Source organism: Oceanisphaera ostreae, assembly GCF_042676125.1.
Taxonomy (GTDB): domain Bacteria; phylum Pseudomonadota; class Gammaproteobacteria; order Enterobacterales; family Aeromonadaceae; genus Oceanimonas; species Oceanimonas ostreae.
In genome coordinates this window covers 16,316-42,997 of record NZ_JBHTJS010000006.1, presented here as the reverse complement: position 1 = coordinate 42,997, position 26,682 = coordinate 16,316, and the positions used below count along the sequence as shown (strand labels likewise).

24 protein-coding genes are annotated in these 26,682 nt (G+C 50.1%); 12 read left to right on the top strand and 12 right to left on the bottom strand.

Annotated elements, in window-relative coordinates; translation table 11 throughout:
* Positions 1 to 175: 175 nt before the first annotated feature.
* A complete protein-coding gene (purN, locus tag ACFQ1C_RS02580; RefSeq protein ID WP_379556966.1) occupies positions 176 to 814 on the bottom strand; it encodes a phosphoribosylglycinamide formyltransferase in 639 nt (212 codons plus the stop codon).
* Entirely contained in the window at positions 811 to 1,848 is a 1,038-nt protein-coding gene (gene purM / locus ACFQ1C_RS02575) for a phosphoribosylformylglycinamidine cyclo-ligase (RefSeq protein ID WP_379556965.1), read from the bottom strand. The genes purN and purM overlap by 4 nt, the downstream gene beginning before the upstream one ends.
* A gap of 187 nt (positions 1,849 to 2,035) precedes the next feature.
* Between purM and ACFQ1C_RS02570 the strand changes: the two genes are divergently transcribed.
* From ACFQ1C_RS02570 to hda, 5 genes are all read left to right on the top strand, one after another.
* Positions 2,036 to 2,158 carry a hypothetical protein gene (locus ACFQ1C_RS02570; protein ID WP_379556964.1) on the top strand — a complete coding sequence of 41 codons (123 nt, stop codon included), beginning with the start codon at positions 2,036 to 2,038 and terminating at the stop codon, positions 2,156 to 2,158.
* Positions 2,159 to 2,204: 46 nt separating this feature from the next.
* Positions 2,205 to 2,831, top strand: coding sequence for a uracil phosphoribosyltransferase (gene upp, locus ACFQ1C_RS02565; protein WP_379556963.1), 627 nt, complete (start codon positions 2,205 to 2,207; stop codon positions 2,829 to 2,831).
* A 59-nt stretch (positions 2,832 to 2,890) separates the two neighbouring features.
* Entirely contained in the window at positions 2,891 to 4,159 is a 1,269-nt protein-coding gene (locus ACFQ1C_RS02560) for a uracil-xanthine permease family protein (protein WP_379556962.1), read from the top strand.
* A gap of 62 nt (positions 4,160 to 4,221) precedes the next feature.
* Complete coding sequence (locus tag ACFQ1C_RS02555; RefSeq protein ID WP_379556961.1) at positions 4,222 to 5,256, top strand: DUF2066 domain-containing protein; 1,035 nt, start codon at positions 4,222 to 4,224, stop codon at positions 5,254 to 5,256.
* Position 5,257: 1 nt separating this feature from the next.
* Positions 5,258 to 5,980 (top strand): DnaA inactivator Hda, encoded by a 723-nt coding sequence (gene hda, locus ACFQ1C_RS02550; protein WP_379556960.1) that lies wholly within the window; start codon positions 5,258 to 5,260, stop codon positions 5,978 to 5,980.
* Between the two features lie 41 nt (positions 5,981 to 6,021).
* On the opposite strand, the gene ACFQ1C_RS02545 is transcribed toward hda, so the two are convergent.
* The 4 genes from ACFQ1C_RS02545 to rcsF all read right to left on the bottom strand — a co-directional run bounded on the left by ACFQ1C_RS02545 (position 6,022) and on the right by rcsF (position 11,039).
* Positions 6,022 to 7,164, bottom strand: a complete 1,143-nt coding sequence (locus tag ACFQ1C_RS02545; protein WP_379556959.1) for a patatin-like phospholipase family protein — start codon at positions 7,162 to 7,164, stop codon at positions 6,022 to 6,024.
* Positions 7,165 to 7,587: 423 nt separating this feature from the next.
* Positions 7,588 to 9,309: a proline--tRNA ligase gene (locus ACFQ1C_RS02540; RefSeq protein WP_379556958.1), complete on the bottom strand. Its 1,722-nt coding sequence runs from the start codon at positions 9,307 to 9,309 to the stop codon at positions 7,588 to 7,590.
* A 606-nt stretch (positions 9,310 to 9,915) separates the two neighbouring features.
* The gene (gene tsaA, locus ACFQ1C_RS02535) at positions 9,916 to 10,665 is read right to left on the bottom strand and encodes a tRNA (N6-threonylcarbamoyladenosine(37)-N6)-methyltransferase TrmO (protein ID WP_379556957.1); all 750 of its coding nucleotides are present in this window, start codon (positions 10,663 to 10,665) and stop codon (positions 9,916 to 9,918) included.
* Positions 10,665 to 11,039: an Rcs stress response system protein RcsF gene (rcsF, locus tag ACFQ1C_RS02530; RefSeq protein WP_379556956.1), complete on the bottom strand. Its 375-nt coding sequence runs from the start codon at positions 11,037 to 11,039 to the stop codon at positions 10,665 to 10,667. The genes tsaA and rcsF overlap by 1 nt, the downstream gene beginning before the upstream one ends.
* 399 nt (positions 11,040 to 11,438) lie before the next feature.
* Between rcsF and ACFQ1C_RS02525 the strand changes: the two genes are divergently transcribed.
* Positions 11,439 to 12,854: an MBL fold metallo-hydrolase RNA specificity domain-containing protein gene (locus ACFQ1C_RS02525; RefSeq protein ID WP_379556955.1), complete on the top strand. Its 1,416-nt coding sequence runs from the start codon at positions 11,439 to 11,441 to the stop codon at positions 12,852 to 12,854.
* A gap of 156 nt (positions 12,855 to 13,010) precedes the next feature.
* Here ACFQ1C_RS02525 and ACFQ1C_RS02520 read toward each other — a convergent pair whose 3' ends face one another.
* Both ACFQ1C_RS02520 and tal read right to left on the bottom strand, forming a co-directional pair.
* Positions 13,011 to 13,208: a DUF3545 family protein gene (locus ACFQ1C_RS02520; protein ID WP_379556954.1), complete on the bottom strand. Its 198-nt coding sequence runs from the start codon at positions 13,206 to 13,208 to the stop codon at positions 13,011 to 13,013.
* 465 nt (positions 13,209 to 13,673) lie between these two features.
* Positions 13,674 to 14,633 (bottom strand): transaldolase, encoded by a 960-nt coding sequence (tal, locus tag ACFQ1C_RS02515; RefSeq protein WP_379557059.1) that lies wholly within the window; start codon positions 14,631 to 14,633, stop codon positions 13,674 to 13,676.
* A 208-nt stretch (positions 14,634 to 14,841) separates the two neighbouring features.
* Here tal and ACFQ1C_RS02510 point away from each other — a divergent pair, with 208 nt between their 5' ends.
* Positions 14,842 to 16,269, top strand: coding sequence for an alanine/glycine:cation symporter family protein (locus ACFQ1C_RS02510; RefSeq protein WP_379556953.1), 1,428 nt, complete (start codon positions 14,842 to 14,844; stop codon positions 16,267 to 16,269).
* Between the two features lie 89 nt (positions 16,270 to 16,358).
* Here the strand turns inward: ACFQ1C_RS02510 and ACFQ1C_RS02505 are convergent, their stop codons facing one another.
* Together ACFQ1C_RS02505 and ACFQ1C_RS02500 are read right to left on the bottom strand one after the other, a co-directional pair.
* Entirely contained in the window at positions 16,359 to 16,910 is a 552-nt protein-coding gene (locus tag ACFQ1C_RS02505) for a hydrolase (RefSeq protein ID WP_379556952.1), read from the bottom strand.
* Between the two features lie 107 nt (positions 16,911 to 17,017).
* Complete coding sequence (locus ACFQ1C_RS02500) at positions 17,018 to 18,901, bottom strand: methyl-accepting chemotaxis protein (protein ID WP_379556951.1); 1,884 nt, start codon at positions 18,899 to 18,901, stop codon at positions 17,018 to 17,020.
* A gap of 536 nt (positions 18,902 to 19,437) precedes the next feature.
* Between ACFQ1C_RS02500 and ACFQ1C_RS02495 the strand changes: the two genes are divergently transcribed.
* Together ACFQ1C_RS02495 and ACFQ1C_RS02490 are read left to right on the top strand one after the other, a co-directional pair.
* On the top strand, positions 19,438 to 19,758 hold the full coding sequence (locus ACFQ1C_RS02495; protein WP_379556950.1) for a YkgJ family cysteine cluster protein: 321 nt from the start codon (positions 19,438 to 19,440) through the stop codon (positions 19,756 to 19,758).
* Between the two features lie 68 nt (positions 19,759 to 19,826).
* On the top strand, positions 19,827 to 20,450 hold the full coding sequence (locus ACFQ1C_RS02490) for a YceH family protein (RefSeq protein ID WP_379556949.1): 624 nt from the start codon (positions 19,827 to 19,829) through the stop codon (positions 20,448 to 20,450).
* Positions 20,451 to 20,750: 300 nt separating this feature from the next.
* Here the strand turns inward: ACFQ1C_RS02490 and ACFQ1C_RS02485 are convergent, their stop codons facing one another.
* Together ACFQ1C_RS02485 and nirK are read right to left on the bottom strand one after the other, a co-directional pair.
* Positions 20,751 to 20,942 (bottom strand): hypothetical protein, encoded by a 192-nt coding sequence (locus ACFQ1C_RS02485; RefSeq protein ID WP_379556948.1) that lies wholly within the window; start codon positions 20,940 to 20,942, stop codon positions 20,751 to 20,753.
* Positions 20,942 to 22,363 carry a copper-containing nitrite reductase gene (gene nirK, locus ACFQ1C_RS02480; protein ID WP_379556947.1) on the bottom strand — a complete coding sequence of 474 codons (1,422 nt, stop codon included), beginning with the start codon at positions 22,361 to 22,363 and terminating at the stop codon, positions 20,942 to 20,944. The genes ACFQ1C_RS02485 and nirK overlap by 1 nt, the downstream gene beginning before the upstream one ends.
* Positions 22,364 to 22,869: 506 nt before the next feature.
* On the opposite strand from nirK, the gene ACFQ1C_RS02475 reads away from it, so the two are divergent.
* The 3 genes from ACFQ1C_RS02475 to ACFQ1C_RS02465 all read left to right on the top strand — a co-directional run bounded on the left by ACFQ1C_RS02475 (position 22,870) and on the right by ACFQ1C_RS02465 (position 26,573).
* On the top strand, positions 22,870 to 24,360 hold the full coding sequence (locus ACFQ1C_RS02475; protein ID WP_379556946.1) for a CoA-acylating methylmalonate-semialdehyde dehydrogenase: 1,491 nt from the start codon (positions 22,870 to 22,872) through the stop codon (positions 24,358 to 24,360).
* 620 nt (positions 24,361 to 24,980) lie between these two features.
* The gene (locus tag ACFQ1C_RS02470; RefSeq protein ID WP_379556945.1) at positions 24,981 to 25,958 is read left to right on the top strand and encodes a calcium/sodium antiporter; all 978 of its coding nucleotides are present in this window, start codon (positions 24,981 to 24,983) and stop codon (positions 25,956 to 25,958) included.
* A gap of 267 nt (positions 25,959 to 26,225) precedes the next feature.
* A complete protein-coding gene (locus tag ACFQ1C_RS02465; RefSeq protein ID WP_379556944.1) occupies positions 26,226 to 26,573 on the top strand; it encodes a hypothetical protein in 348 nt (115 codons plus the stop codon).
* The last annotated feature ends 109 nt before the right edge of the window (positions 26,574 to 26,682 follow it).

The following is a 26,682-nucleotide window of genomic DNA, read 5'->3' as shown; positions in this document are numbered from 1 at the left end:
GGCAAGCTACGCGGATCTATCGCGCGGTATAAAGGCTAAAGAAGTGTAGATGTGTATGTAGATATAAGAATAGAGAGCTATTTTAAGTTAAAAGAGATACTGCGTCATCTATAAAAAACAAAACCCCAAGCCTGCTGGCTCGGGGTTTATTATTTGCTTGGCGCTAAAGCTTAAATTATTCTTCGGCGTAGCCGTGAGGTGGCAGTAAGGCACCGTCTAAATAGGCGTTGCCTTGTTGCATAACCACGCGGCCATCGCAAAACCAGCGCACCGTAAGCGGATAAATAGCATGTTCTTGCACTAGTACCCGTTCGGCTACTTCGCTGGCAGTGTCACCGGCAAAAATAGGCACTCGAGCTTGCAATATTACCGGACCACCATCCAGCTCTTCGGTAACAAAGTGCACACTGCAACCGTGCTCTTTATCACCCGCATCAATGGCTTTTTGATGGGTGTGTAGACCCTGATAACGAGGCAACAAAGACGGATGAATATTGAGCATCCGCCCCCGATAATGGCGCACTAACGTCGGCGTTAAAATACGCATAAAACCGGCTAGCACCACAAGGTTCGGCTGATAGCCGTCAATGACCTGCATTAAAGCCGCATCAAAGCTTTCGCGATCCGCATAGTCTTGGTTTGACACCACCGCCGTAGCAATGCCTGCAGCGTGGGCGCGCTCTAGACCATAGGCGTCGGCTTTATTGCTGATCACGGCCATAATTTGGCCGCCAAGCTGATTGGCATCAGACTGATCCAGCAAGGCCTGTAAATTACTGCCATTACCTGAGATCAGCACTACAATACGGGTCATTTAATATCAACCTGCTCTTCGCCGTCGGCTGCATTATCAATGTTGCCAATTAACCAGCACTGCTCACCGGCATCTTGCATAAATTTAACGGCCGCATCAGCTTGATCGGCAGGTAGCGCAATCACCATGCCCACACCACAGTTAAAGGTGCGATACATTTCTTTGGTTTCTACGTTACCGGCTGTCTGTAACCAGCTAAATACCGCAGGCCACTGCCAGCTAGCGCCATCAATTACCGCTTTAGTACCGTTAGGCAACACGCGAGGAATGTTTTCCCAGAAGCCGCCACCGGTAATATGGCTAAGAGCGTGAATATCAAACTTCTTGATCAGCTCAAGCACCGGCTTAACGTAAATGCGAGTTGGCTCCATAAGGGCATCAGCCAGTGTGGTGTCGCCTAAAGGCTGCTGTAAGTCGGCATTGCTCACTTCTAAAATTTTGCGGATCAATGAAAAGCCGTTAGAGTGCGGGCCGCTTGAACCTAAGGCAATCAGTGCATCACCTGCACCTACTTTAGTGCCATCGATAATGCCGCTTTTTTCTACCACGCCCACACAAAAGCCGGCTAGATCGTAGTCGCCTGCTTTATACATGCCGGGCATTTCTGCGGTTTCGCCACCAATTAAGGCACAGCCGCTCAGCTCACAGCCCGCACCGATACCCGTAACCACTTCGGCTGCGGCATCAATGTCTAACTTGCCAGTGGCATAGTAGTCGAGGAAGAACAGTGGCTCGGCGCCTTGTACGATCAAGTCGTTTACGCACATGGCCACCAAGTCGATGCCCACGCCTTGGTGGCGTTTAAGATCGATGGCTAAACGCAGCTTGGTGCCTACACCGTCGGTGCCGGCCACTAACACGGGCTCTTTATAACCAGTGGGGAGCTGGCATAGGGCGCCAAAGCCCCCAAGACCACCCATTACTTCTGGGCGTTGTGTGCGACGGCTAACGCCTTTGATGCGTTCAACCAGGGCGTTACCAGCATCAATATCAACACCGGCATCTTTGTAGCTTAGGGGTTTGTTCTGCGTCACGAGTGGTTACCTTGTCATTATATTTAGGAACGGGTTTAGCATGCATCAGTCTCATTTAGCGCTAAGCTAGCAGAGGGGGGGACGGCTGTTCCGTTTTATTAGTCACTGTTTCGGTCGCTATTCTAATTTAATGTGCAAGGCAGTGCCACCTAAACACCGTAAGGAGTGCAGCGTAAGGAGTGAAGGGATGAGATTGAGCACCAAACCAGGCCTAGGGCCAGCTAAATCCCGTGATGAGGTAGGCGCAGCTTTAGAAATTATTACCAAACTCTGCGCTAAAAGCCTGCCTAAGTTCGCTATTTTATGCTAAAGTTTCGCGGTTTTTTTGCGCATCGCCATAAGTCGGAGAGTAAAGTATGAAAGTCGTTGAGGTTAAACACCCTTTGGTGAAACACAAGTTAGGACTAATGCGCGAAGCGGACATTAGTACTAAACGTTTTCGTGAGTTGGCCCGAGAAGTCGGCAGCTTACTTACTTATGAAGCCACGGCCGATTTTGATACTGAGAAAACCACCATTCAAGGGTGGAATGGCCCCACTGAGGTTGATCAGCTTAAAGGTAAAAAAGTCACGGTAGTGCCTATTTTGCGTGCAGGCCTTGGCATGATGGACGGTGTGCTAGAGCACATGCCAAGCGCCCGGGTTAGCGTCGTCGGCGTCTATCGCGACGAAGAAACCCTGCAGCCGGTGCACTACTTTAATAAGCTGGTAAGCCATATTGACGAGCGTATGGCATTAGTTGTCGACCCTATGCTGGCCACCGGCGGATCTATGATTGCCACCATCGACTTATTAAAAGAAAAAGGCTGTTGCTACTTTAAGGTGATCGTTCTGGTAGCAGCTCCCGAAGGGTTAGCCGCGTTAGAAGCTGCACACCCAGATGTTGAATTGTACTGCGCCTCGATTGATGAACGGCTTGACGCTAACGGTTACATCATTCCGGGCCTCGGTGACGCCGGTGACAAGATATTTGGTACCAAATAATAGATGAGTAAAAACCGGCAGAGGCCGGTTTTTTTCTGTGTAAATAAGGTAAATACAAGATGAGCTCAGTAGAACAACCAGCAGGCCTAGCCCCGCATCCCGATGTAGCTAATACGCCTCTGCGCCAAGCATTAGCCGGATCGCAAATGCTCTTTGTCGCCTTTGGCGCCTTGGTGCTTATGCCGCTGATTACCGGTCTAGACCCTAACGTGGCGTTATTTACCGCAGGATTTGGCACCCTGATTTTTCAGATCTGTACCAAACGACAAGTGCCGATCTTTCTTGCCTCATCTTTTGCTTTTATTGCCCCCATTTTATACGGCGTACAAACCTGGGGCATACCCGCTACCATGAGCGGCATAATGGCAGCCGGAATAATGTATGTGTTGCTGAGTCAGCTGGTGCGCTGGCGCGGCACCGTCTTGCTTACGCGATTGCTGCCACCGGTGGTGGTGGGCCCGGTGATCATGGTGATTGGCCTTGGGCTGGCCCCCATGGCGGTGAACATGGCCATGGGGAGAGCAGGTGACGGATCTGCACAGCTGATACCGCAGAACATTGCACTGTGGTTATCCCTGCCGGCCCTTGCTACTACATTACTGGTGTCTACCATGGCTAAAGGCGTGTTCCGCTTGGTGCCTATTACCGCAGGCATCGCCGTGGGCTATGGCTTGGCGTTGTGGTTTGATGTGGTGGACTTTACGCCAGTGCAAGCGGCTGCTTGGTTGTCGCTACCGAATTTTGTTGCGCCCGAATGGCACTGGCAAGCGGTGCTATTTATGCTGCCGGTAGCCATTGCACCCGCTATTGAGCACATCGGCGATGTATTAGCCATTAGCTCGGTTACCGGGAAAGACTACTTGAAAAAGCCAGGCCTGCATCGCACCTTGCTGGGTGATGGCTTGGCTACCATGGGTGCGTCTTGTTTTGGCGGACCGCCTAACACGACTTACTCAGAAGTGACCGGCGCGGTGATGCTCACCAAAAACTTTAATCCGGTGATCATGACGTGGGCGGCAGGCTTTGCCATCGTATTGGCGTTTGTCGGTAAATTTGGCGCACTCATGCTTAGTATTCCCACGCCAGTGATGGGCGGCATCATGATTTTATTATTTGGCTCCATTGCTACCGTGGGTTTAAACAGCCTGATCAAACATCAGGTGGATTTATCTCAGGCACGCAATCTGTGCATCGTGGCCGTTATTTTAATCTTTGGTATTGGTGGTATGGCATTTGGTGTTGGCGGCTTTAGTCTGCAAGGCATTAGCCTGTGCGGCATTGTTGGTATTCTGCTTAACCTGATCCTGCCTAAGTCGCAACCGCATTGAGTCTGGTTTGAAGGCCACTCTGTGGTTATTATGGCAACCTGCTTTTTAATAATGGCAACAAGATGCTAAAAAATCTGCTTTTGGCTGCGTTATGTCTGTGTTCGGCGCTGGCTTCAGCTCAGTCGGTATTTGAAGTAACGCTTAACCCAGCTCCTTACAGCCGAGATGAGGCCCGTAAACAGGCTCTAGACATAGTATTGGCTCGCCTTAGTGGCGAGCAGGCTAAAAGCTCTTGGGTGCAAGAAGAAGCGCGTAGTGAAATAACGCGCTATTTGCAAAGCGAGTCATCAAGCTCAGGCTATCAGGCACAGTTTAACCCTCACGAGTTGCAGGCGTTGCTAAGCAGCGCCGGCTTGCCCTTTGCCACCGAGAATAAACCCAGCATATTAGTGTGGTTGCGCCACAATGGTCAGGTGAAAAATGAAGCCAGCCGTGGCTGGCAAACCGCCGCCGAGCGTTACCAACAGCCGCTGTTATGGCCACTGTGGGATTTAGAAGAACACATGACGCTTAATGATCAGTCGGCTTTTAATACTAAGTTATTGCGCCACGCCAGCGCGCGATACGACGCAGATTATTGGCTAGCCATCGAGTTAAATGATGCAGCGGCAACCGGCCACTGGCAATTATTTTCAGCGGTACAAACGGCACCACTATTCAGTGGCGAGTTAAACGAACAGTTAAATAAACAGCCGAACGAACAGCGCAATGGTAAGGCAAATACTCTTAACCACCTCATGGCGAAGTTAAACGACTATTGGGCTCGCCAAGCCGTACCTGCAGCGACCTTGCTGGCCCCTACTTTAATGGCCAAGAATATGCCCCCCGAGCAACCCTTGGTGGCCACGGCCGATAATGCCGACGAACTCACCATTTTAGTGTCCGGATTACACGCGTTTTCCGACTCGGTGTTGCTTGAGCGCAAGTTGCGCCAACTTAACGGTGTAGAGTCGGTATATGTAGTAGATAGCATGGGCTCGCAAGGACGATATCGCTTAAGTGTGCCAGGCTCGCGTGCCGCCATTTTGCAAGCGTTAACCACAGTAAACGGACTTACCCCCCAGGGTGACCGTACCTTTAGCTGGTCGGGGAGCTAACGTGACACACGACGATACAGAAAATCAGCCAGCTCAATTGGCACTAGCAGTACAATTGCCCGATGATGAAACCTTTGCCAGTTTTTACCCCGGCGATAATGCTCAGCTGATCACAGCCCTTAAAGATGCCGCCATTGGTCAAAATGACGATTTATTGTACTTTTGGGGACAAGAGGGCAGTGGCCGCTCACATTTGTTGCACGCCGCATGCGCCGAGCTAGATGATGAAGAAGGCCAAACAGCGGCGTATATTTCGCTGGATACTTATCACAGTATGTCGCCGCATATATTAGATGGTATGGAACAGCAGGCGCTGGTGTGCTTGGATAATTTAGATGCCATTGCGGGCATTGATATGTGGGAACGGGCGGTATTTAACTTTTTTAACCGTAGTCGAGAACGTGGCATTGGCTCATTGGTGATTAGTGCCATTAATGCGCCTCGTCATTTAGGGCTGGCCTTGCCAGATCTTGCTTCGCGGCTAGATTGGGGCGTGGCCTATCAGCTAAAACCGCTAGACGACGAGGGTAAGCTGAGCGCCTTGCAGTTACGGTCTGAGCTGCGTGGTTTTAAGCTACCCACCGACGTGGGGCGCTTTCTGCTTAATCGGTTATCACGAGACATGAGCACGCTATTAGCGGCCCTCGATTTACTGGACAACGCTTCGTTTCAAGCAAAGCGTAAACTGAGCATCCCCTTCGCTAAAGAAGTGTTAGGGTTTTAACCGGGTGTGAAGAGTGAAGAGGGCAAGCCACCCTTCACCCTTCACTTTTTTTTAGGTTCGACCGCTAAAAAATGACACACTTCTTCTAGTCGGGCTTGAGTGTCTTGATAGCCTAAATCAATAAGTTCGCGGCAATAACCTTTTTCAAATAACAAGAAGCTGGCTAAACCGGTGGCATCACCGGCATCTACGCCAAATAACCGCAGTAAGGCCCGAATGTTGTATGGCAACTTGTGAAAGTGCTTATGAGTAAGATCGTCTAGGTTTTTGCTGGGTTTAAGCACTAAGTTATCGATATGGCGCAACGATAACTGCTCGCGGTTTCGCTCTGGCACCAGTTTAATGGTGCTATTAATACGCTGCAGCCGTTCTATGTCTGAGGTTAGCGCATCGGTAAACACCGTATCCAGCAAGTGCCCGGCAATATCCGAACTACTCGGATCGCTGGGTAGGGTATCGGCATCACTTTCATCTGGGGCCAAGCTAATAATTAAAATGCGCTGTGCACCTAAATGAATCGCTGGGCTAAGCGGATTTAGCTGGTGAATAGAACCATCGCCATAATGATGGTTTTGCAATAAACAGGGTTTAAAAATAAAGGGTAGGGCACTGCTGGCCATTAAATGGGGCGGGGCAATAATGGCTGAGCGCCCAGAACGGCCCGCCCTTGCCCAAGGCTGATGATAAGGTCTGCCCTGATAAAAAGTAGTAGAGTCACCGGTATTGTAGTTAGACGCTGTTACCGCCAGTACTTCTAACGCGCCATACAGCAAGTTATTATCAATACGCGGAAAGTCTATGACCTTTTCTAGTAATCGTTCTAAGGGGCTGGTATCAAATAAGGGCAGGGCAATCTGCGTGGGCTTACCCAACACGCCCCAGAGCAGACTTTTAAGCGAATGCTGAATGACCTTTCTGGCCTGCAAGCGCAGCACATCTTCCGTGTTTAGATGCCGCCAAATATATTCCAGCTTACGTACGCCAAGATGAAAACAAGAGGCATAGCACGCCAACGCGGTGGCATTGATGGCCCCGGCCGAAGTACCGCATAAAATAGGAAAAGGAATCGCCTGACTACGAGGGTAGCACTCAGAAATGGCCTTCAATACCCCTACCTGATACGCCGCTCGCGCTCCCCCGCCGGTTAATACCAAAGCGCAGGAGTTATTTTCTTCTTGTTCCATTTATCACTCCCTTTGCAGCAAGTATAAGGCTTTGCCCCTTCATCACAAAGATTAGCCTAATTATGGAGTCGGGAACTGTGAAGCATAACGGTTGTGTTACGCCGTACGCTGCGCGTCTTACGTTGCAGATATCTCTTTAGATTTAAAAATCCCGCTGAGGCGGGACTGCCAGCTAAAGCGCCACCCTACAAAAGACCGCTTTACGCCTAACGCCTTACGCCTTACGTTAAAGATAAACACCTGCCTTTGTAGTCTTGCGCTTTAGCTGCAAGTCCTGCGAAACAGTAGGGTTTAAAGGTTTACGCCTTCGGCGTAATGCGAGCGCAAGCGTTCGCCTACAGCACACAAAAAATAAAACCCCGAGCCTAGGATATAGGCTCGGGGTTTGTTTTTAGCGCTTGCAGACAGCGTATAGCTAACGGCTTACAGCTGTTTTGAGGCGTTAATCAGCTGTGCGGCAATGTCACCAGTAGCCACTTCTAGCTTGTCGCCTTGGCGGCGGGTTTTATACTCAACCACGCCTTTTTCTAAGCTGCGGTCGCCAATAATCACGGTATGAGGCACACCTAACAGCTCCATATCGGCAAACATCACCCCTGGGCGCTCTTTGCGATCATCAAAGATCACCTCAATACCGGCCGCGGTCAACTCGTCATACAAAGTGTTAGCCACCTCTTTAACGGCGTCAGACTTATGCATATTCATCGGAATAATGGCCACCTGGAAAGGAGCAATTGCTTCTGGCCAGATAATACCGCGGTCGTCGTGGTTCTGTTCAATGGCAGCGGCCACAATGCGTGATACGCCAATGCCATAGCAGCCCATTTCTAAGACTGTGGACTTGCCTTGCTCATTAAGTACGGTGGCATTCATCTTGCTGGAATAGTTATTACCCAACTGGAAGATGTGGCCTACTTCAATGCCGCGCTTAATCTGCAACACGCCTTTACCGCAAGGGCTAGGATCGCCTTCTTTAACATTACGCAAATCGGCGATAGTTGGCAGCGCTACATCACGGCCCCAGTTAATGCCAAAGTAGTGCTTATCTTCAATATTGGCACCGGCTGCAAAATCACTCATTACCGCCACAGAACGATCCACAATCACCGGCAGGTTTAGCTTCACTGGGCCTAATGAACCTGGGCCTGCACCCACTAGCTCGCGAATTTCAGCCTCGTTGGCAAAGGTAAGCGGGCTAGCTACTTGTGGCAGCTTTTCGGCTTTAATTTCGTTTAGTTCGTGATCACCACGCACCATCAGCGCAACCAAAGTAAACTCTTGGCCTTCTGCTGCGTGTACGAACAAGGTTTTCACGGTTTGTTCAATATTTAGGTCAAACTGCTCTACCAGCTCATTAATGGTTTTAGCGTTAGGGGTATCCACCACGCTCATTTCTTGAGTAGGTGCATCTGCTTGAGCTTTAAGCGTCACAGCCTCGGCCTTCTCGATGTTAGCGGCATAATCTGACTCGCTAGAGAAGGCAATATCATCTTCGCCGCTGTCGGCAAGCACGTGAAACTCGTGGGAGGCACTGCCGCCAATGGCACCGGTGTCGGCCAGTACGGCTCTAAAGTCTAGATCCATACGCTCAAAAATGCGGCTATAGGCTTGGTACATCTCTTGGTAAGTCTGCTCTAAGCATTCTTGAGTGGTATGGAAAGAGTAAGCATCTTTCATCGTAAACTCGCGGGAGCGCATGACACCAAAACGCGGGCGAACTTCGTCACGAAACTTAGTTTGCACCTGATACAAATTCAGCGGCAGCTGTTTATAAGAAGACACTTCGTTGCGCACTATCGAGGTAATCACTTCTTCGTGGGTTGGGCCCAGTACAAAGCCGCGGTCGTGGCGGTCTTTAATACGTAATAATTCAGGGCCAAATTTGTCCCAACGACCAGTCTCGTGCCACAGCTCAGACGGCTGCACCACAGGCATTAGCATTTCCACCGCACCGGCACGGTTCATTTCTTCGCGCACGATGGCGGCCACTTTATTCAATACTCGCAGGCCACTGGGTAGCCAAGTGTATAAGCCAGACGCCAATCGGCGGATCATGCCCGCGCGAAGCATAAGCTGATGACTGATCACCTCAGCGTCGCTTGGGGTTTCTTTAAGAGTGGAAAGCAAGTATCGAGTAGTGCGCATGTGCTGAAACCTTATTGTGCTTAAAAACCATAATAGAGCTTAAAAAACCCATATAGAGAGTTTAAAAAGCCGATGGTTGAGCTGAAAACGGAATGGCGGTAATTGTAGCAGGGCAGGCAGAAGAGCAGAAGGAAAGAAGAGTAAAACACGCTGGCTTATATAATTCTCTGCCGCTTATGCTCAGCGCTCAGAGGCAACTGGTTAGCCTCTACCGACACGCTGCAAGCATCCTTATGACGCTCAATACATGACATCCGACCGCCATGGATGGCGGGAGTGTCAGCATTGCAGGAGCCTTTGTTGACGCTGTCATATGACGGTTGGCTGAGGCTATCCCTGCTGCCTCTTCCTTAGCATTGGAGTCGTCAATTTGTGATACAAACAGGCAACTCCACAGCTTATAGGAGGGCAGAGTGCGTCTGCTCAGCCGACCCTCCGCGCCAGGGCAGAAAAATGCTCCTGCCATTTCTGCATTTTCGCCATCCCTGGCGGGCAGATGGCGCGGCGGAGCCCCCATGGATGGGTTTACGGCGAGTCGGAGGAGTAGTGCGCTTTGCCTGACTGATGCCACTAATATCAACAAAAACTGGTGATTAATAAATAGTTTTACGTTTGGTCGCAGGCGTCGATGCTGAGTACCCGAGTGAGCTGGCCAAACACTTCAAAGCGCACATTGTAGTCATATAATCGCACCCCATATTGCTGCCATTCTTCCTGTTTACGTTTATAGGCTGGGCGCGGGTCTTGCATTAGCACTTCAGTAATAAATAGTTGTAAATCGGCAATATGAGAGCGGGCGCAGGCCAGCTCTGCGGCGGGGGTAAACCGCACTTCCATGCTTAAATCCGGTGGCGTAGGGGCAAAGCCACCATGGGCTCCGGGCACGCTGTCGACCCAAGGCAAGTACGGCTTTATATCTACAATAGGAGTGCCGTCGACTAAATCTACGCCGCCAAGCTCTAACCATACCTTGTTGCCGTCTTTGCACATGTCGAGCAGGCGCACCACAGACAACCCCAATGGATTAGGCCTAAAGGTAGAACGAGTGGCAAATACTCCTACCCGCTCGTTACCACCAAGCCGTGGTGGGCGTACGGTGGGGTTCCAGCCTTTATCTTGAGTTTGATGAAACACAAACATCAGCCATAAATGACTAAACTCGGCCAAGCCTCTAAAGGCGCTGGGCTCATTATACGGTGCTAGCATTTCTAGGCGCGCAGTAGCAGTCGATACCAAACCGGGCTGGCGCGGTACCGCAAACTTTTCTTTATAAGGCGAGCGAATAATGCCGATGGTATCTAGCACCGTTTGCGGCGCGCCGGTTGATTCGGTTTGCGACGGCTCTGTTTGTGCCATTAATCGGCTACCTTAATCGCTTGGCCGCTACATAGCACCTGCTCTAGGCAGCCGGGCATGTCGTTAAAACGAATACAGCGATCGAGCAACAAGCCATTTGCCCCCATGTCTGCGGCGCGTCGACGTATGCTTGCACGGGCATCGGCGTCTTTAGGCGGAGCTTCATTAGCGGCTACCTGACAGGCCTCACCTTCAATGGAGCCCAAGGTCACGTAATTTATCTCGGTTAACTCGGCCTTGCTATACAGCGTCACGCCATCGCCTTTGTAATAGTCTTTCACGCCCTCTGGCGACACATTGCTATTAAAACCCCAATTAGCACAACCCGATAATGCGAGGGTCAGTAAACCTATTCCAACAAGGCGCAGCTGCATAAGACAAGTCCTTATATTTAAAAAAGAAGTTAGCCCTATTCTGCACCAAAACATCCAGCAGCGCCAAGCTTACCCGCTGCGTGGGAATGTTGAGTGTTGAATGCTTAATGTTGAATGAAAAGCGTCGCTTTTGTAGGCGAACGTTTACTCTCGTATTCTGCCGCTTTAAACCGGTGAAGTGGAAGGGAAGCGAGCTTATGTACACCAATCCTTCAAATACGGATTATTATGTGTAGTCTTTATTCTATGTCGTCCCTTTCACTCTTTACGCTTCCTCCGTCACGGGTCTTTTGGGTCATTTTAACGTAAGACGTACAACGTAAGGCGCAAAACGGTATTTTCTTAACTATAGTGGACTCAATAGAAAACAAGTAAATCAGCCATCGTAGGGAGCCCATAATGAACCAACAGCAAATGGCGGTGTTACATCACGGTGCCGTACATGGCGTTACTGGCTCTTGCCACGAGTTACGATTAAACGATGCGGGCATACTCATTGACTGTGGCCTATTTCAAGGCAAAGATCAGCGCGACGATCTGTCCATCGACTTTGCCATCGATCATATTAAAGCGTTGGTGGTAACTCACGTACACATTGATCATGTAGGGCGCCTGCCCTATTTACTAAGCGCGGGTTTTAAAGGGCCTATTTATTGTTCGCAGCCAACGGCCTTATTATTGCCAGCGATGTTGGAAGATGCCCTTAAAATTGGCTTTACCCGCAATAAAAAACTCATAAATAAAGTGCTTAAACTGCTGAAGCAACGCCTGCGGCCGCTTGCTTATGGTGAATGGCAGCCGGTAGCTAACACCGACATTAGTATACGGTTGCAGCGTGCGGGGCATATTTTGGGGTCTGCTTACGTAGAGTGTGAGGCTCAAGGCGCGCGCGTGGTATTTAGCGGTGACTTGGGGGCTGCGCATTCGCCGCTATTAATGGCCCCCGCATCGCCAGAGGCCTGTGATGTGCTGGTGTTAGAAAGCACCTATGGCGATAAAAATCATGACAGCCGAATAGACAGACGATTACGGCTTAAAAGTGCAATAGAGCATGCCTTGGCTGACGGCGGTACCTTACTTATTCCGGCCTTTAGTTTAGGTCGCACTCAAGACCTATTATATGAAATAGAAAGCTTCATTAAAGAGTTTGGTAACGATGCCGCCGCACCGGGTTTACCTTGGCAAGAGTTAGAAGTGGTGGTTGATTCACCATTGGCGGCCAATTTTACTCGGCTTTATCGTAAGCTTAAGCCCTTTTGGAATAACGAGGCCAAAGCGCGATTAAAAGAGGGGCGCCATCCGCTTTCATTTGAGCAGCTGACCGTAATCAACAGCCACCAAGATCACCTTAAAGCGGTGCAATATATGGTCCGAAGCCATAAGCCGTTTGTTGTGTTGGCTGGATCGGGCATGTGTACCGGTGGGCGAGTGGTTAATTACCTAAAAGCTCTGCTGGAAGATCGCCGAAACGACGTATTATTTGTTGGTTATCAGGCAGAGGGCACGCCCGGGCGTGACATTCTGCAATATGGCCCCCGCTTTGACATCGGCGCTGATCCTTCTGCTGATAAAGATTCAAGAGGCGAAGAGGGCTGGGTAGTGTTGGATGGCACGCGCTTTACAATTCGCGCCAAAATACACCAGGTGAGCGGCTATTCGGCTCATGCTGGGCAAGATGATTTAATACGTTTTGCCACCGACATTACTCCCGCGCCTAAGCAAATTCGCCTGATCCACGGTGAAGATCAAGCCAAAGCCATACTGCAGCAAAAACTCACCGCCGCCTTACCTGATACCGAAGTGGTTATACCTTAAGAGCCCTTCGGGCAGCTATACGCGGTAAGCCGTACGCTGTCAGCTAACGATCAAGACAAACCCCGAACCGGTCGGCACGGGGTTTGTCTTGTGTTTTTTAACTGACAGCTTAAAGCGTACGGCTTACCGCTGCCCGAAGGGCTTGATGTCTTGCTTTTAGCTGGGCGCCGTACGCTTGCTCCTTGGCGCTAGGATCCCTTCAATACAGTCAAATTGCTGCAATTCTTGCTGCAAGCGTTGTTCATCCAATATCGCTTCTATTTTTCGCCACTGACCAATTTTAGCTGCCTCTCGCGCATTAAAGCGCGGAGACCGCTTAACTACAAATTTCTGACTGAAGCTGCTCCTTTCCATGGGCTCCTCCTGCTAGTTAATTAGTTGTTAATGGGTAGTATCAATTTAGATTTAGCATGACAGGAGTAAGAATAGAAGGGGGGTATGACATTGGAATGACAGAACAGTGATCGGAGTCAAGTAACGCCTAAGAGAAAGCTGGAAGCTATCAGCTAAAGACAGACGCTGATTTTTGTAGTCTAACGCGACCGCTGTTGGTCCTGCTGGGCAGGATGGGTTTCTGGGCTCTGTTTATCTTTAGGCTTACAGCTTACGGCTTTATCTTCGATCTGATCCCTGTTTTTCGTGGATTCAGTGGATTCTATTGCGAAAAGGTGTTGGTGTCAGGTTTTAAACCGTTCAGCTTTCGCCTACAGAAATATCGAATATAAAAAATAAAACCCCGAGCCTGAACGGATCGGGATTTTAGGGTATTCATTCAACATTAACAATTAAGCATTCAACATTGCCCTTTAGGCGCTGTAGTTATTTGTTAAGCATCTCCGTGAGCATGGTTTCTAGTTTGTTCTGGTCGATGGCGAAGTTGCGAATGCCTTCGGCCAGCTTTTCGGTCGCCATGGCATCTTGGTTGTGTTCCCAACGGAACTCGGCTTCGGTCATTGGCGTAGGGCGAGTCTCGGTTGCGCCTTTGTCTTGCAGCTTGGCAACTAACTCGCCTTTAGCTTGGCTAAGCTCTTCTAACAAATTAGGACCAATGGTGAGACGGTCGCAACCGGCTAGTGCCAAAATTTCGCCGGTGTTACGAAAGCTGGCGCCCATTACGACTGTGCTGTAGCCGTGTGCTTTGTAATAATCGTAAATTTCCGTCACCGATATCACGCCAGGGTCTTGCTCTGCGGTATATTCTTTTTGCTCGGTATTTTGCTTATACCAATCAAGAATACGGCCCACGAAAGGTGAAATTAAATACGCACCAGCTTCGGCACAGGCACGGGCCTGAGCAAAACTGAATAGCAAAGTGAGGTTACAGTTAATGCCTTCTTGCTCTAATACTTCGGCGGCGCGAATGCCTTCCCAAGTGGCAGCCAGCTTAATCAGGATCCGCTCGCGGCCGACGCCGGCTGCTTGATATAAAGCAACCAAATGGCGAGCCTTGTTGATGCTGGCCTCGGTATTAAACGATAAACGGGCATCTACTTCGGTAGAAATTCGACCAGGGATAAGCTTTAAAATTTCGCAGCCAATATTCACTGCCAGCTTATCGGAAGCATCCATTAGCTGCTGAGCCGCGTCTGTGCTCTGGGTTTTTGCCCAGTCTACTGCTTGGAGCAGCAACGGCTGATACTCAGGAATTTGTGCTGCCTTCAAAATTAAAGAAGGGTTGGTGGTGGCGTCTTGCGGCTGATATTTACGAATAGCTTCAATGTCGCCGGTGTCGGCAACCACTGTGGTCAGCGCTCGTAATTGCGTGAGTATATCGGTCATCATCAGGATCCTTGGCTTGAGTCTGCGTAAAAACAGCGCACAGTATCCCCCATTCAGACCAGTAAAATAAAGCCAAGCTTCTGACTCGTGTCTCGTTTTGGTCAGCAAGCAGTGAAAAAAACGCTGTCTGCGCGTTTTTATAGACGATGATAGTTTATTATTAAGGGTTCAAACCAATACCATCATTTACCTAGCCAGGACGTCACTCATGGATACCACAATTGCTTTTATCAACAATCTGCTCTGGGGGAGCTTGTTGGTCTATCTCCTGTTGGGTGCGGGTGCCTTTTTTACTATACGGCTTGGCTTTATCCAGTTTCGCCACTTTGGTCACATGTTTTCTGTGCTTAAATATAGCCGTCGCTCCGATGACGCAGGTATTTCCTCGTTTCAGGCCCTGTGTACCAGCCTTGCGGCTCGGGTAGGCACCGGCAACTTAGCCGGTGTTGCGGTCGCTTTATATTTGGGCGGTCCTGGTGCTATTTTTTGGATGTGGTTAATTGCGCTTATTGGCATGTCGACCGCCTTCGCCGAAAGTGCACTGGCGCAGTTGTATAAGGTAAAAGACGAACAAGGCAACTATCGCGGCGGGCCGGCCTATTACATGGAAAAAGGCTTGGGTATGCGCTGGATGGGCATGCTGTTTGCTGTGTTTCTAATTATTGCCTTTGGTCTGGTTTTTAATGCGGTGCAGGCCAACTCGATTAGTGTTGCTATGGAGGTTGCCTTTGGCATTCCCGAGTGGGCGACCGGTGTGGCATTAGTGTTGGGTGCTGGGCTAATTATTTTTGGTGGTTTGCGCACCATCGCTCGCTTTGCCGAGCTGGTAGTACCCTTGATGGCGCTGGCTTATTTAGTGATTGCACTGGTTGTGGTGGCCATGAATATTACCGAGTTACCCGGTGTATTTATGTTGATCATTAAGTCGGCCTTAGGGTTGGAGCAAGCGGGGGGTGGTGCAATTGGTTATGCTATTTCTCAGGCATTAATGAACGGTATTAAACGCGGCTTGTTCTCTAACGAAGCCGGCATGGGCTCGGCGCCAAACGCCGCAGCGTCCGCATCACCATATCCGCCACACCCCGCGTCTCAGGGCTATGTACAAATGCTGGGGGTATTTATCGACACCTTAGTTATTTGTACCTGTACGGCGTCTATTATTCTGTTGTCTGGTCAGTTTGAGCCCGGCTCAGGCGTTACCGGCATCGAGCTTACCCAGCGGGCTTTGTCCCATGAAGTGGGTGAGTGGGGCAGTATCTTTATTGCTATCGCTATTTTGTTTTTTGCCTTTACTAGCATCGTCGCCAATTATGCCTACGCAGAAAACAACATCGTGTTTTTAGAGCACGACAGCAAAGCAGGTCTACTTACATTTCGGTTATTTGTACTGGGCATGGTGATGTTTGGCTCAATTGGAGAGTTACCCACCATTTGGGCTCTGGCTGATATCTCCATGGGCTTAATGGCGTTAACCAACCTAGTGGCTATTTTGTTGTTGTCGGGGGTTGCCGTAAAACTGGCCCGAGATTACAACGACCAACGCAAACTCGGCAAAGTGCCCACCTTTGATGCCACTAAATATCCCGAGCTACACAGCCAACTAGAAGAAGGCATCTGGGACAACAACAAGAAATAACCATGAAGCGGGGATTAGGGACTAGAGATTGGGGAGTGAGTGGATATGTGCTGTCATTCCCCATTCCCCATTCCCCATTCCCCAAATTGTCAGGGCTGTTCGCCACGTAAAAACTGTTTGCTGATGGTTTTAAACTGCTCGGTGCCCGCTTGTTGTAATAGCTCAAAAACCACCATTTCTCGGCTAACAATGTGTGCCCCGGCATCGCGCATACGATCTAACCCCAGCTGGCGGTTTTGCTCGGTACGACTCCCCACTGCATCGGCCACTACAAAGACCTCTTTACCGGCTTTTACCAGCTCCAGCACGGTTTGCAGCACGCACACATGAGTTTCCATGCCGCACACGATTACCTGAGAGTAATGTTGCCAGTGTTTGGGCAAACAATTGGCGGCCACCACCGAAAAATGCATTTTCTCTACTATTTCTGGTTGCTCAACTAACTGAGTAAGCGCGGGCAGGGTATGGCCTAGGCCTCTGGGATATTGCTCGGTAAATAATATGGGGGTATCAAAGGCGTGACAGGCCGAAATCAGCCATTGAATACGGGCCTGTAATTGTTCGCTGTCAGGCATAGCCGGCAGCAGCTTTTCTTGCACATCTATGACCATTAACGCCGCTTTACCCGGTTCCATTAACATATTGTTCTCCTGATTATTACGCTGGGCCCAGTATGCCGCTTTGCCGGGGAAAGAAAAAGGCGCCCGTTTGCAGGCGCCTTTGAGGGTGAACTGATATTAAAGTGAGATCACACCTTGAACTCGCCTAGCAGTTTGTTTTGGCGCTGCATCTGTTCGAGCATAGCCTGGCAGTGTTTTACCTGTGCCACGGCACCGGTGGCCACATGCTGACTGATATCACGGATGTTAGTCGTGTTCTGGTTTATCTCTTCGCTGGTGGCGCTTTGTTCTTCTGCTGCGGTGGCGATTTGCAGGTTCATGTCGTTAATGCGGGTGATGGCATCGCGAATGCGGGCCAACACATCGTTAGCTTCGCTGGCATCAACCGAGGTCTGTGCCGCCAACTCTTGGCTTTTCTTCATCTTGTTCTCTGCCAGCTTAACGCCACTTTGCAGACGCTCTATCATGCCGCCTATCTCTTGAGTTGAGCGCTGAGTGCGAGAGGCCAGCGAGCGTACTTCATCGGCCACCACGGCAAAGCCACGCCCTGACTCTCCGGCTCGAGCGGCTTCAATGGCCGCATTCAGCGCTAGCAGGTTGGTTTGTTCGGCAATGCCGGTGATTACAGACAGAATCGACTCAATGTTATGGCTCAGTTGTGCCAGCTCATTCACCGATATCATGGTGTCTTCCATGTCTGCCGCCAGTCGCTCTATAGCCTGTGTTGAGCGAGATACAACCAATGCTCCCTGTTCGGTTTCTAGATTGGCCGCGTTGGCGGCTTCGGCTGCGTGCTGGGCGTGTTGGGCTACTTCGTTGGCGGTAGCCGCCATTTCATGCATGGCAGTCGCCAGTTGATCGAGCTCCTGCAGCTGCATCTGTAGCTGATTTTCAGCCTGCTCCGATTGCCCAGACGTATCATTAATACTGGCTCTCAGTTTGTGAGAGCTGTCCATCACTTCGCCGATTAGCTTCTGTAAATGACCTAAAAAGCCGTTGAATTCATTGGCGACTAGGCCAAAGTCATCTTGGCGTAAAATGGGGAGCCGTTTAGTCAAATCGCCCTGGCCGCCATTAATGTCTTTTAGAGACTGGTGCAGGCCATTCAGTGGCTTGAACAGATTACCCATCAGCAGGATCAGCAGTACCAGACTTATCAATACGCCTAGGGCCGAAACCAGCAACGCCTGCCACTGCAGACTATCGGCCTTGGCCATCACCATGGCTTCATTCAGAACAACACCTATATACCATTGAGCACCCTGCAGGTCGGTCAGGGGAGTAAAAGAGACCCAGTGGGGCTGACCAGCCAGAGAATAATGCGCGATGGCAGGGCTGAAGGTCGGGCGCTGCCCCTCAAACAGGCTGTCGACGGACTGACCATTGAGCTTAGTATCGGGGTGAGAGATGATATTGCCGTTTTTCGCCACCAGAAACGCATAGCCGGCGCCGTTGAAGTCGATGACGTTAATGGCTTCGGCCACAGTCTGCAGGCTGAGATCGCCGCCGAAGGCACCTTGAAACTGGCCGTTGGCGCGAATGGCGGAAACCACCGAAATCAGAATGTCACCCGTTGCTGAGTCTTCATAGGGTTCAGTCAGTACTGCTCTATCTGCTTGTTTAGCCAATGGGTACCAAGGGCGCTGGCGCGCATCCCAGTCAGACGGATTCCAGCTAGGATCATTGCCAATGCTGCGTCCGTTCTGGCTTTCCAGCCCGCCGAACACCAGCAGAAACTCTTCCTTTAATATCTGTGTGTCGAACACGCGCTGCACTTGTTCCGAGCTATACTGGTTATTGATGTTTTGGGCCATCATATCAACCAGCTTGAGTTTGGAGTTAAGCCAGTTTTCTATTTGTTTTGCTAGAGTCGAGCTGGTTTCGGTGATCGCAGCCGAAGTCTGGCTGCGCAGGGCGTCCCTTACTTGCGATAGCTGCATCCATGACAAAATACTGACCGTTAGCAGCAGCACTGTGGCGGCGGCGATACCAACCTTGTGAGCTATTTTCATACAACTAGATCCTTTAGTAATGACGTGTTCAAGAACGACTTATAATCTAGTCGCATATATTAGGGCTACAGACTGCATATACTTTGCGCTGGATCTCGGTGTCTATTTTTCCTACGGACGCGTGCAAGTAATGTTAAAGATATGTTTTATTATCGGCAGTCAAAGCGGATACTTGAGTAAGTTACGTTGTTTTACTGAAGAAACGTCGTAGTAGGCGGGCGGTTTACTTTAAGTCTTTGTATTTATTGATGACGGGGCTGGAGCATCAAATAAAGATGTCATCAGCTGAGGGGGGAGCCGTTCAGAATTTTTTCGCGTTATCACTTATATGACTACTTATGTCACGACTTATGCCACTATGGCGATGGCTCTTTTATGCCATGCTACCAAGGAGAACACACCGACAAGCCGTGTAACCGACACTCGTCTGGCACGCCCCGCCTTCCTTCTACTGCCAGATCCTACGGAGACAGCTCCGTCATCTCGATTCACTGTATTTTGTCACTGTTTTTAGTTTTACCTGGAGGTAAGACGTTGTGAGTAGTGCTAATCCCTGTTTGACCTGCGGCGCCTGCTGCGCCTTTTTTCGCGTTTCATTTTACTGGGGCGAGACCCTCAGCGATTTTCTGGTACCCGAATCTCTGACCGAGCCGGTGAGTCCGGCTAAGATGGCGATGCAGGGCACCAATCAGGCACAGCCCCGTTGTATTGCGCTAGAAGGAGAGGTTGGCGGCTGTGTTTCTTGCAGTATCTATCTCAACCGACCTAGCCCCTGCCGTGAGTTTGAGGCCTTTGATGCGGAAGGAGCCTGCAATCGAGCTCGAGCCGCCTATGGCCTGCCACCGCTCGCGGCGTGAATCTAGGTATTCGTTGGTGTTTCGGGGTTTGTACGGTAGGCTGGAGCATAAAATAGAGGAGTTGGTATATGGAAGTGCTTTCGCTATTAGAACAAAGAGTTATTGGTTGTTTAATCGAAAAACAGGTGTCCACGCCCGAAGTGTATCCGCTCACCCTGAAATCACTGCTTAATGCCTGTAATCAAAAAAGTAATCGCCAGCCGGTGATGAGCATCACCGAGGCCGAGCTACAAGTGGCTCTGGATTCGCTATCGGCACGGCATCAGGTAAATAACTGTGCCGACTTTAATGCCCGCACTGCTAAGTATCAGCACCGTTTTTGTAATACTGAGTTTGGTGACCTGCAGTTTAGTGCCGCTGAGCTGGCCATTATTTGCGAATTATTATTACGCGGACCACAAACCCCAGGCGAACTGCGCAGTCGCACCCCGCGCTTACATCAGTTTAGCGATGTGCCCAGCGTAGAAGAAAGCTTACAAAGCCTGATTGATAAAGGCCCTTACGTCATCAAGCTGGCCAAATTACCCGGTAAGCGCGACGCGCGTTACGGCCATTTGTTTTGTGATGCCGACTACGAACATTATGCAGACACGGGCAGCGCCGAAGATAACCAAGCCCTGTTACAACAGGTAAGCGACCTGCAAGCCCAAATCGCCCGTCTGCAAGCCCGAATACAAGAGCTGGAAGAATAAATAAAGCGCCGGACTACAAAATACGGTGGGTTTTGCCGTCATCCTGATAAATATCAGGATCTCGGGTTTGGCCTTTAAATACGAAAAGCGAGATACCGGTGCCGTCTTGCCGGGCTTGACCCAGTACGGGTAAGACGGCATAGGGTGGTTTTCTGTAGTCTGCCGCTTCAGCTGGCAGTCCCGTCTCAGCGGGGTGTTAAAAACCATCCTGCTCCGCAGGCCCGGCAGCTGAAACGCCGGACTATAAAAACGGTATTTATCTTTAACTTGCCGCTTCCAGCTTACGGCTGACAGCTTTCTTTAAAGCCATAACTTGTTAATCAGTGCTTCTGGTCCGCCGGGTAGGCCGACTTGCTGAAACTGTAAACGACCTTGCGTAAGTGGGCTGTCTTTAGTCAGGTAAAGCGGTCGAACCTCCCCGCGAGGAAGTTCGACCATAAACGGCACCGACGCCTGCAATATAGTTACGCTAAGCAACAGCGCCGTTATCATTAGTGGGCACTCCCTTCCATAATGATGGCCTTGCCTTCGTCGCGGCGTTCTTTCACGTCGTCGGGTGAAATAACCGCGCCATTATTATCCCAGCTATTAAGTATATAGGTTAAGGCGTTAGCGGTATCTTCATCAGATAAGCTCATGGCCGGCATAATGCTGTCAAACGCTTTACCATTTACTTTAATCGGACCCTTCAAGCCGTGTATCACCACATCAATGGCACGGGTGGTGTCTTCATTCAAGAAGTCAGACTTTGCCAATGGGGGGAAGGCGCCAGGAATACCATTACCATCCGCTTGGTGACACGCCTGACAGTTAGCTTCATAAACCCGCTTACCAAACAGCAGTTGATCGTCTTTGCTCGTTGCCACTAACTTAGGTCGACCATTAGGAATGCTCTGCACCGCTGAGCCTTCTGGCAAGTAGACGTTCTCGGCCACTTTGCCCGAATACACCACTTTATCCTCTTGGCCATCAACCGAAATCATGCCGAGAGCACCTTTGTTAAAGGCACGAAAAATAGAGTGATCCACCATAATGAAGTTGCCAGGTACCTCGAGCTTAAACTCGGCAACCGCGGCGCCTCCGGCTGGAATCAAGGTAGTTTGTACATTATGGTTTTCTAAGGTGCCTCCCTCAACATTAACTTTGTCAAAAATTTCGCCAATCACATGGAAAGATGACGTTAAATTAGGCCCGCCGTTACCCACATATAAACGCACGGTTTCGCCTACGTTGGCCGTTAATGATTTTTCACCATTGAGTGCGCCAACTGAACCGTTGAACAGCACATAGTCGGCGTCTTCTTTTATGGCTTTATCCATATCAAAGGGTTGAAAACCCTGTTCGCCATAGGCGCCCTTAGTATAAAAATCGCCCTGCATTACATAGTATTCTTTATCTACTTCTGGCAAGCCTTCCTCTGGCTCAACCAATATGAGGCCATACATACCGTTGGCAATGTGCATGCCCACCGGTGCGGTGGCACAGTGATACACATAAAGTCCGGGATGCAATGCTTTAAAGTTAAATACCGAGGTGTGGCCGGGTGCCGTAAAAGATGCTGCCGCGCCGCCTCCTGGGCCATTTACCGCGTGCAAGTCGATGTTGTGAGGCATTTTAGAGCTGGGATGGTTAGAAAGGTGAAATTCAATTTCATCTCCCTCGCGAACACGCAAAAACTGGCCAGGCACAGAGCCACCAAAGGTCCAGAACATATATTCTACGCCATCGGCAATTTCCATGACCTTTTCGACCGTCTCCATTTTTACCACTACTTTAGCAGCGTGGTCCCGCTTAATAGGAGGGGGCACCATGGGCGGAGACGTTAGCACTGCATCAATAACCGGCAAGCTATTTGCTTGAGCGGTTAAGGCAAACGCCATACCGATTGCGGCGACAAGTTTATTTAGCTTCATACATTGCTCCCTGCTTATTGCCGAACTAAATGTGCATATTAAATGCAATTATGTGGGTGGCTGGGAGAAATAATGCTGATATGGATCAATAAACAAGCGTATACCTTCGAATGTTTCAAGGCAGAGGCAGCGCTTGAAGGGGCGGCTTAGTTGGGGAAATAGGGCAGTAATAGCCAAAAATGGGTGGTAAAGTCGGCATTGTCCAGCTGAATAGTCTCGGGAAATGATTTGCGAACCGGGATTAAACGTTTCAGCTAATTGGTATAAGTAATCACGCATAACTTATGTGGGTTCCGGGTTCCCGCCTTAGCAGGAATGACACTCGCTTTATCGTCACCCTCGCGAAGGCGGGGGTCCAGTGCCTTTGTAGTCAGCTCTATGGCTGACAGCTCTGCGCCACAAACCCTGGATTCCCGCCTTCGCGGGAACGACAAGAGAGAGTGCGAGAATGGCAACAGAACCACGCCGGTTATGCGGCATTACTTCACAAGCATAAGGATCACCAGATGAACATTATTCCTCACCTGATCAATGGCGAACGCCACCACAGCACCACCACCCTTGGCGTCTATAACCCGTCCACCGGTCTGGTGTGCAGCCAGCTTTGCATGGGTGACGAAAGTCTGGTGGCCGAGGCGGTGTCTGCTGCCAAGGCGGCCTTTCCTGCCTGGCGCGATACGCCGCCGGCCAAGCGAGCGCGGGTGATGTTTCGCTTTAAACAGTTATTGGAAGAGCGGGCCGATGATATTTGCCGGCTCATCAGCGAAGAGCACGGCAAAACGTTAGAAGACGCCCGCGGCGAACTGCAGCGGGGCATCGAAAACGTGGAGTACGCCTGTGGTGTGCCCGAACTGCTGAAAGGCGACTACACCCGTAACGTGGGCCCCAATATCGATGCTTGGTCTGATTTTCAGCCGCTGGGCGTGGTGGCCGGCATCACACCGTTCAACTTTCCGGCCATGGTGCCGCTATGGATGCTACCCATGGCCATCGCCTGCGGTAACTGTTTTATTCTCAAGCCGTCGGAAAAAGATCCCAGCTCCTCGTTACTGATCGCCCAGCTGTTGGCAGAGGCTGGTCTGCCCAATGGCGTCATTGGCGTGGTGCACGGCAACAAGACGGTAGTGGATGCCTTGCTGACCCACAAAGACGTTAAGGCCATTAGCTTTGTTGGCTCCACTCCAGTAGCGGAATACATCTACGCCCAAGGCACCGCCAACGGTAAACGAGTACAGGCGCTGGGTGGCGCTAAGAACCATGCGGTGCTGATGCCCGACGCCGATCTTGATAATGCCGTTGGTGCCCTGATGGGTGCCGCTTATGGCTCCTGCGGCGAACGCTGCATGGCCATTTCGGTGGCGGTGTGCGTGGGGGATGCGGTAGCCGATGCGTTGATCGCTAAGTTGGATCCTCAGATCCGCGGCCTAAAAATCGGCCCCGGTACCCTGTGCGGTCAAGACATGGGCCCGGTGATCAGCAAAGAACACCTGGCCAAAATCGAAGGCTACATCAACGCCGGGGTAGAGCAGGGCGCAGAGCTGACCGTGGATGGACGCGGTATGAGCGTGAGCGGCCATGAGCAAGGCTATTTTATTGGTGGTTGCCTGTTCGACCGAGTCACGCCCGAAATGAGTATCTACCAAGAAGAAATTTTTGGCCCGGTACTGTGCGTGGTACGAGTTAACAGCCTAGAAGAAGCTATCGAGCTTATCAACGCTCACGAATACGGTAACGGCACCTGTATTTTCACCCGTGATGGTGAGACCGCCCGCTTGTTTGGCGATGAAATAGAAGTAGGCATGGTCGGTATCAACGTGCCGCTGCCGGTACCGGTTTCTTACCACAGCTTTGGCGGCTGGAAACGCTCGCTGTTCGGCGACCTAGCCGCCTACGGGCCCGACTCGGTGCGCTTCTACACCCGCCGCAAGACCATCACCCAGCGCTGGCCGGAGCGCGCCAGCCACCAGGCTTCCGACTTCGCCTTTCCGAGCATGTAGAGCGTTTGAGTGATAAAAGTGAGCATGAGAGGAGGCGTTCAGCATCCGGCTTTTTCTGGCAGTAGGGCCCATATCAATAGGCCCTGCTAATACCAATCACATTAAGTATTTGTTCAGTTGTTGGGTCGGAACGTCAGAGGTAGCACAGCCGCCTCCCATGACACGCTACGAGTGACCATCACATGACAGGGAGGTCATGTGCTGAGCGCCACAAGGATGTGCTTGCAGCGGGTCTATGGGGCGGGCCCTTTGTTCGGGGCTGGTATAGTAACCGCACAGATCGATTGTTGAATGGAATTGGTATAATAGCTTCTTAAATACCGCTATGTTGGGTCTTTTCTTGACCGCCGCAAGCTGGCACAATGTACGCTTCTTGGGGGAGTAATCGTTCGGCGCCAGCCGAAACCATCGTCAACAATCTCTAAGCCGCATGCTTATGGTGATGGTGTCCTAACGGATTGATGAGACCTGAGTTAAACCTATTTTCCGGGCGGGAACTGGGTTTGACTCTGGTATTTAAGATCCCGCCCTTAAGAGCCTTTTATGTTATCTGCTATAAAAAAACTCAACAAAACCAAACTATTAAATACTAGTCATGTCGTTCATGTGGGGGCTTACCTATGTTGATGTCTATTGCGGCCATTGTACTTGGCCTAGCCGTGCTGGTCTGGAGCGCCGACCGCTTTGTTGATGGCGCCTCGGCGACCGCCCGTTACGCCGGTATGCCGCCATTATTAATTGGTATGGTCATTGTAGGATTTGGTACCTCGGCACCGGAAATTGTGGTGTCGGTGATCTCCGCCATGGAGGGCAACCCTGGCCTAGCGCTGGGTAACGGTTATGGCTCTAACATCGCTAATATTGGCCTAATATTGGGGGTAACGGCGCTGATTAGCCCCATAGCGGTGCATTCGCAAGTGTTGCGTAAAGAGCTGCCTATTTTGTTGTTCATTACCTTATTGTCGCTGGCGCTATTATGGAACGGCATGATAACGCGTACCGACGCCACTATTTTACTGGTGGTGTTTGTGCTGCTAATGGGATGGAGTATTAAGCAGGGCATGAAGGGCGGTGCCGACAGCATGGGCAGTGAAGAGGCCCAAGAGTTGGACGACAATCCGATGAGCCTAAAGAAGGCTATCATCTGGTTAATCGTCGGCTTGCTGTTATTAGTGGTAAGCTCACGTATTTTAGTGTGGGGTGCCGTCGATATTGCTCAAGCCTTTGGCGTAAGTGACTTAGTTATTGGCTTAACGGTGGTGGCTATTGGTACCTCGCTGCCCGAGCTCGCCTCGTCTATTGCCGCCATTCGCAAAAACCAGCATGACTTAGCCATCGGTAACGTCATTGGCTCTAACTTATTCAACACACTAGCGGTTGTTGGATTAGCGGGGGTGATCAGCCCCATGGAAGTGGCCAGCGAAGTGTTCAGTCGTGACTTTGTGGTGATGATAGGGTTAACACTATCGCTATTTGTACTGGGCTATGGCTTTAAAGGTCGTCCAGCGCGCATTAATCGTATAGACGGCGGTTTACTACTTATCATCTATATCAGTTACACCGGCTGGGTAGCACAAGGCGCACTCGTCGGGGTGTAAGTATTTGTTATTGTTGGTGTTTTAGGCCCAGCTAAGCTGGGCCTTTTTGTTTTAGTACTGTAAGTTTTATTGTTCATATATCAACCATTAACAATAATTTCAAAATGCATGTCAATAAATGCACTTTGCGATTGATTTAGATATTGTTTCCCTTCAAAATAGACTCAAAAGAGAATGTTGAAAGCGTAGGCCTTGTATTTTGTTTGTTTTTTATAAAGCGAATCGGCCATGATTTTTATTTTAATGGCGTGATATAAGGTGAGGGAAATGAAAGGTATTTTACTTATTTCTTGTGTTGGTATTTTACTTAGCATTAGTGGCTGTTCACAGACGGTGCCAAAGTGTGGAGATACTGAAACAGTAGATTTAGTGAAAGAGATAGCAGATTCTGAAATGGTTAGTCAGTTAGGTTCAGAGGCCGCAAAACTGTTCACTTACTCTGTTGATGCGATAAGAACGACAAGTACCAACGAACAAACAGGGGCACATGAATGCTCTGCAGATCTAGATGTTACTGCAAAAAATAATAATAAAACGAGTAGGTTGCCGATTACCTATACGGTTGAGATAACAGATAGTGGTGAGCACCTCTACGTTAATGTATACGGGCTTTAATGATAAATTAGGTAACTAAATGAACATAAGCTTTATCTTAGGATGAAGTGATTTTATACGTTCTTATTTACAATTTATTATGTGAATTACTACATTAACGACTTACCTG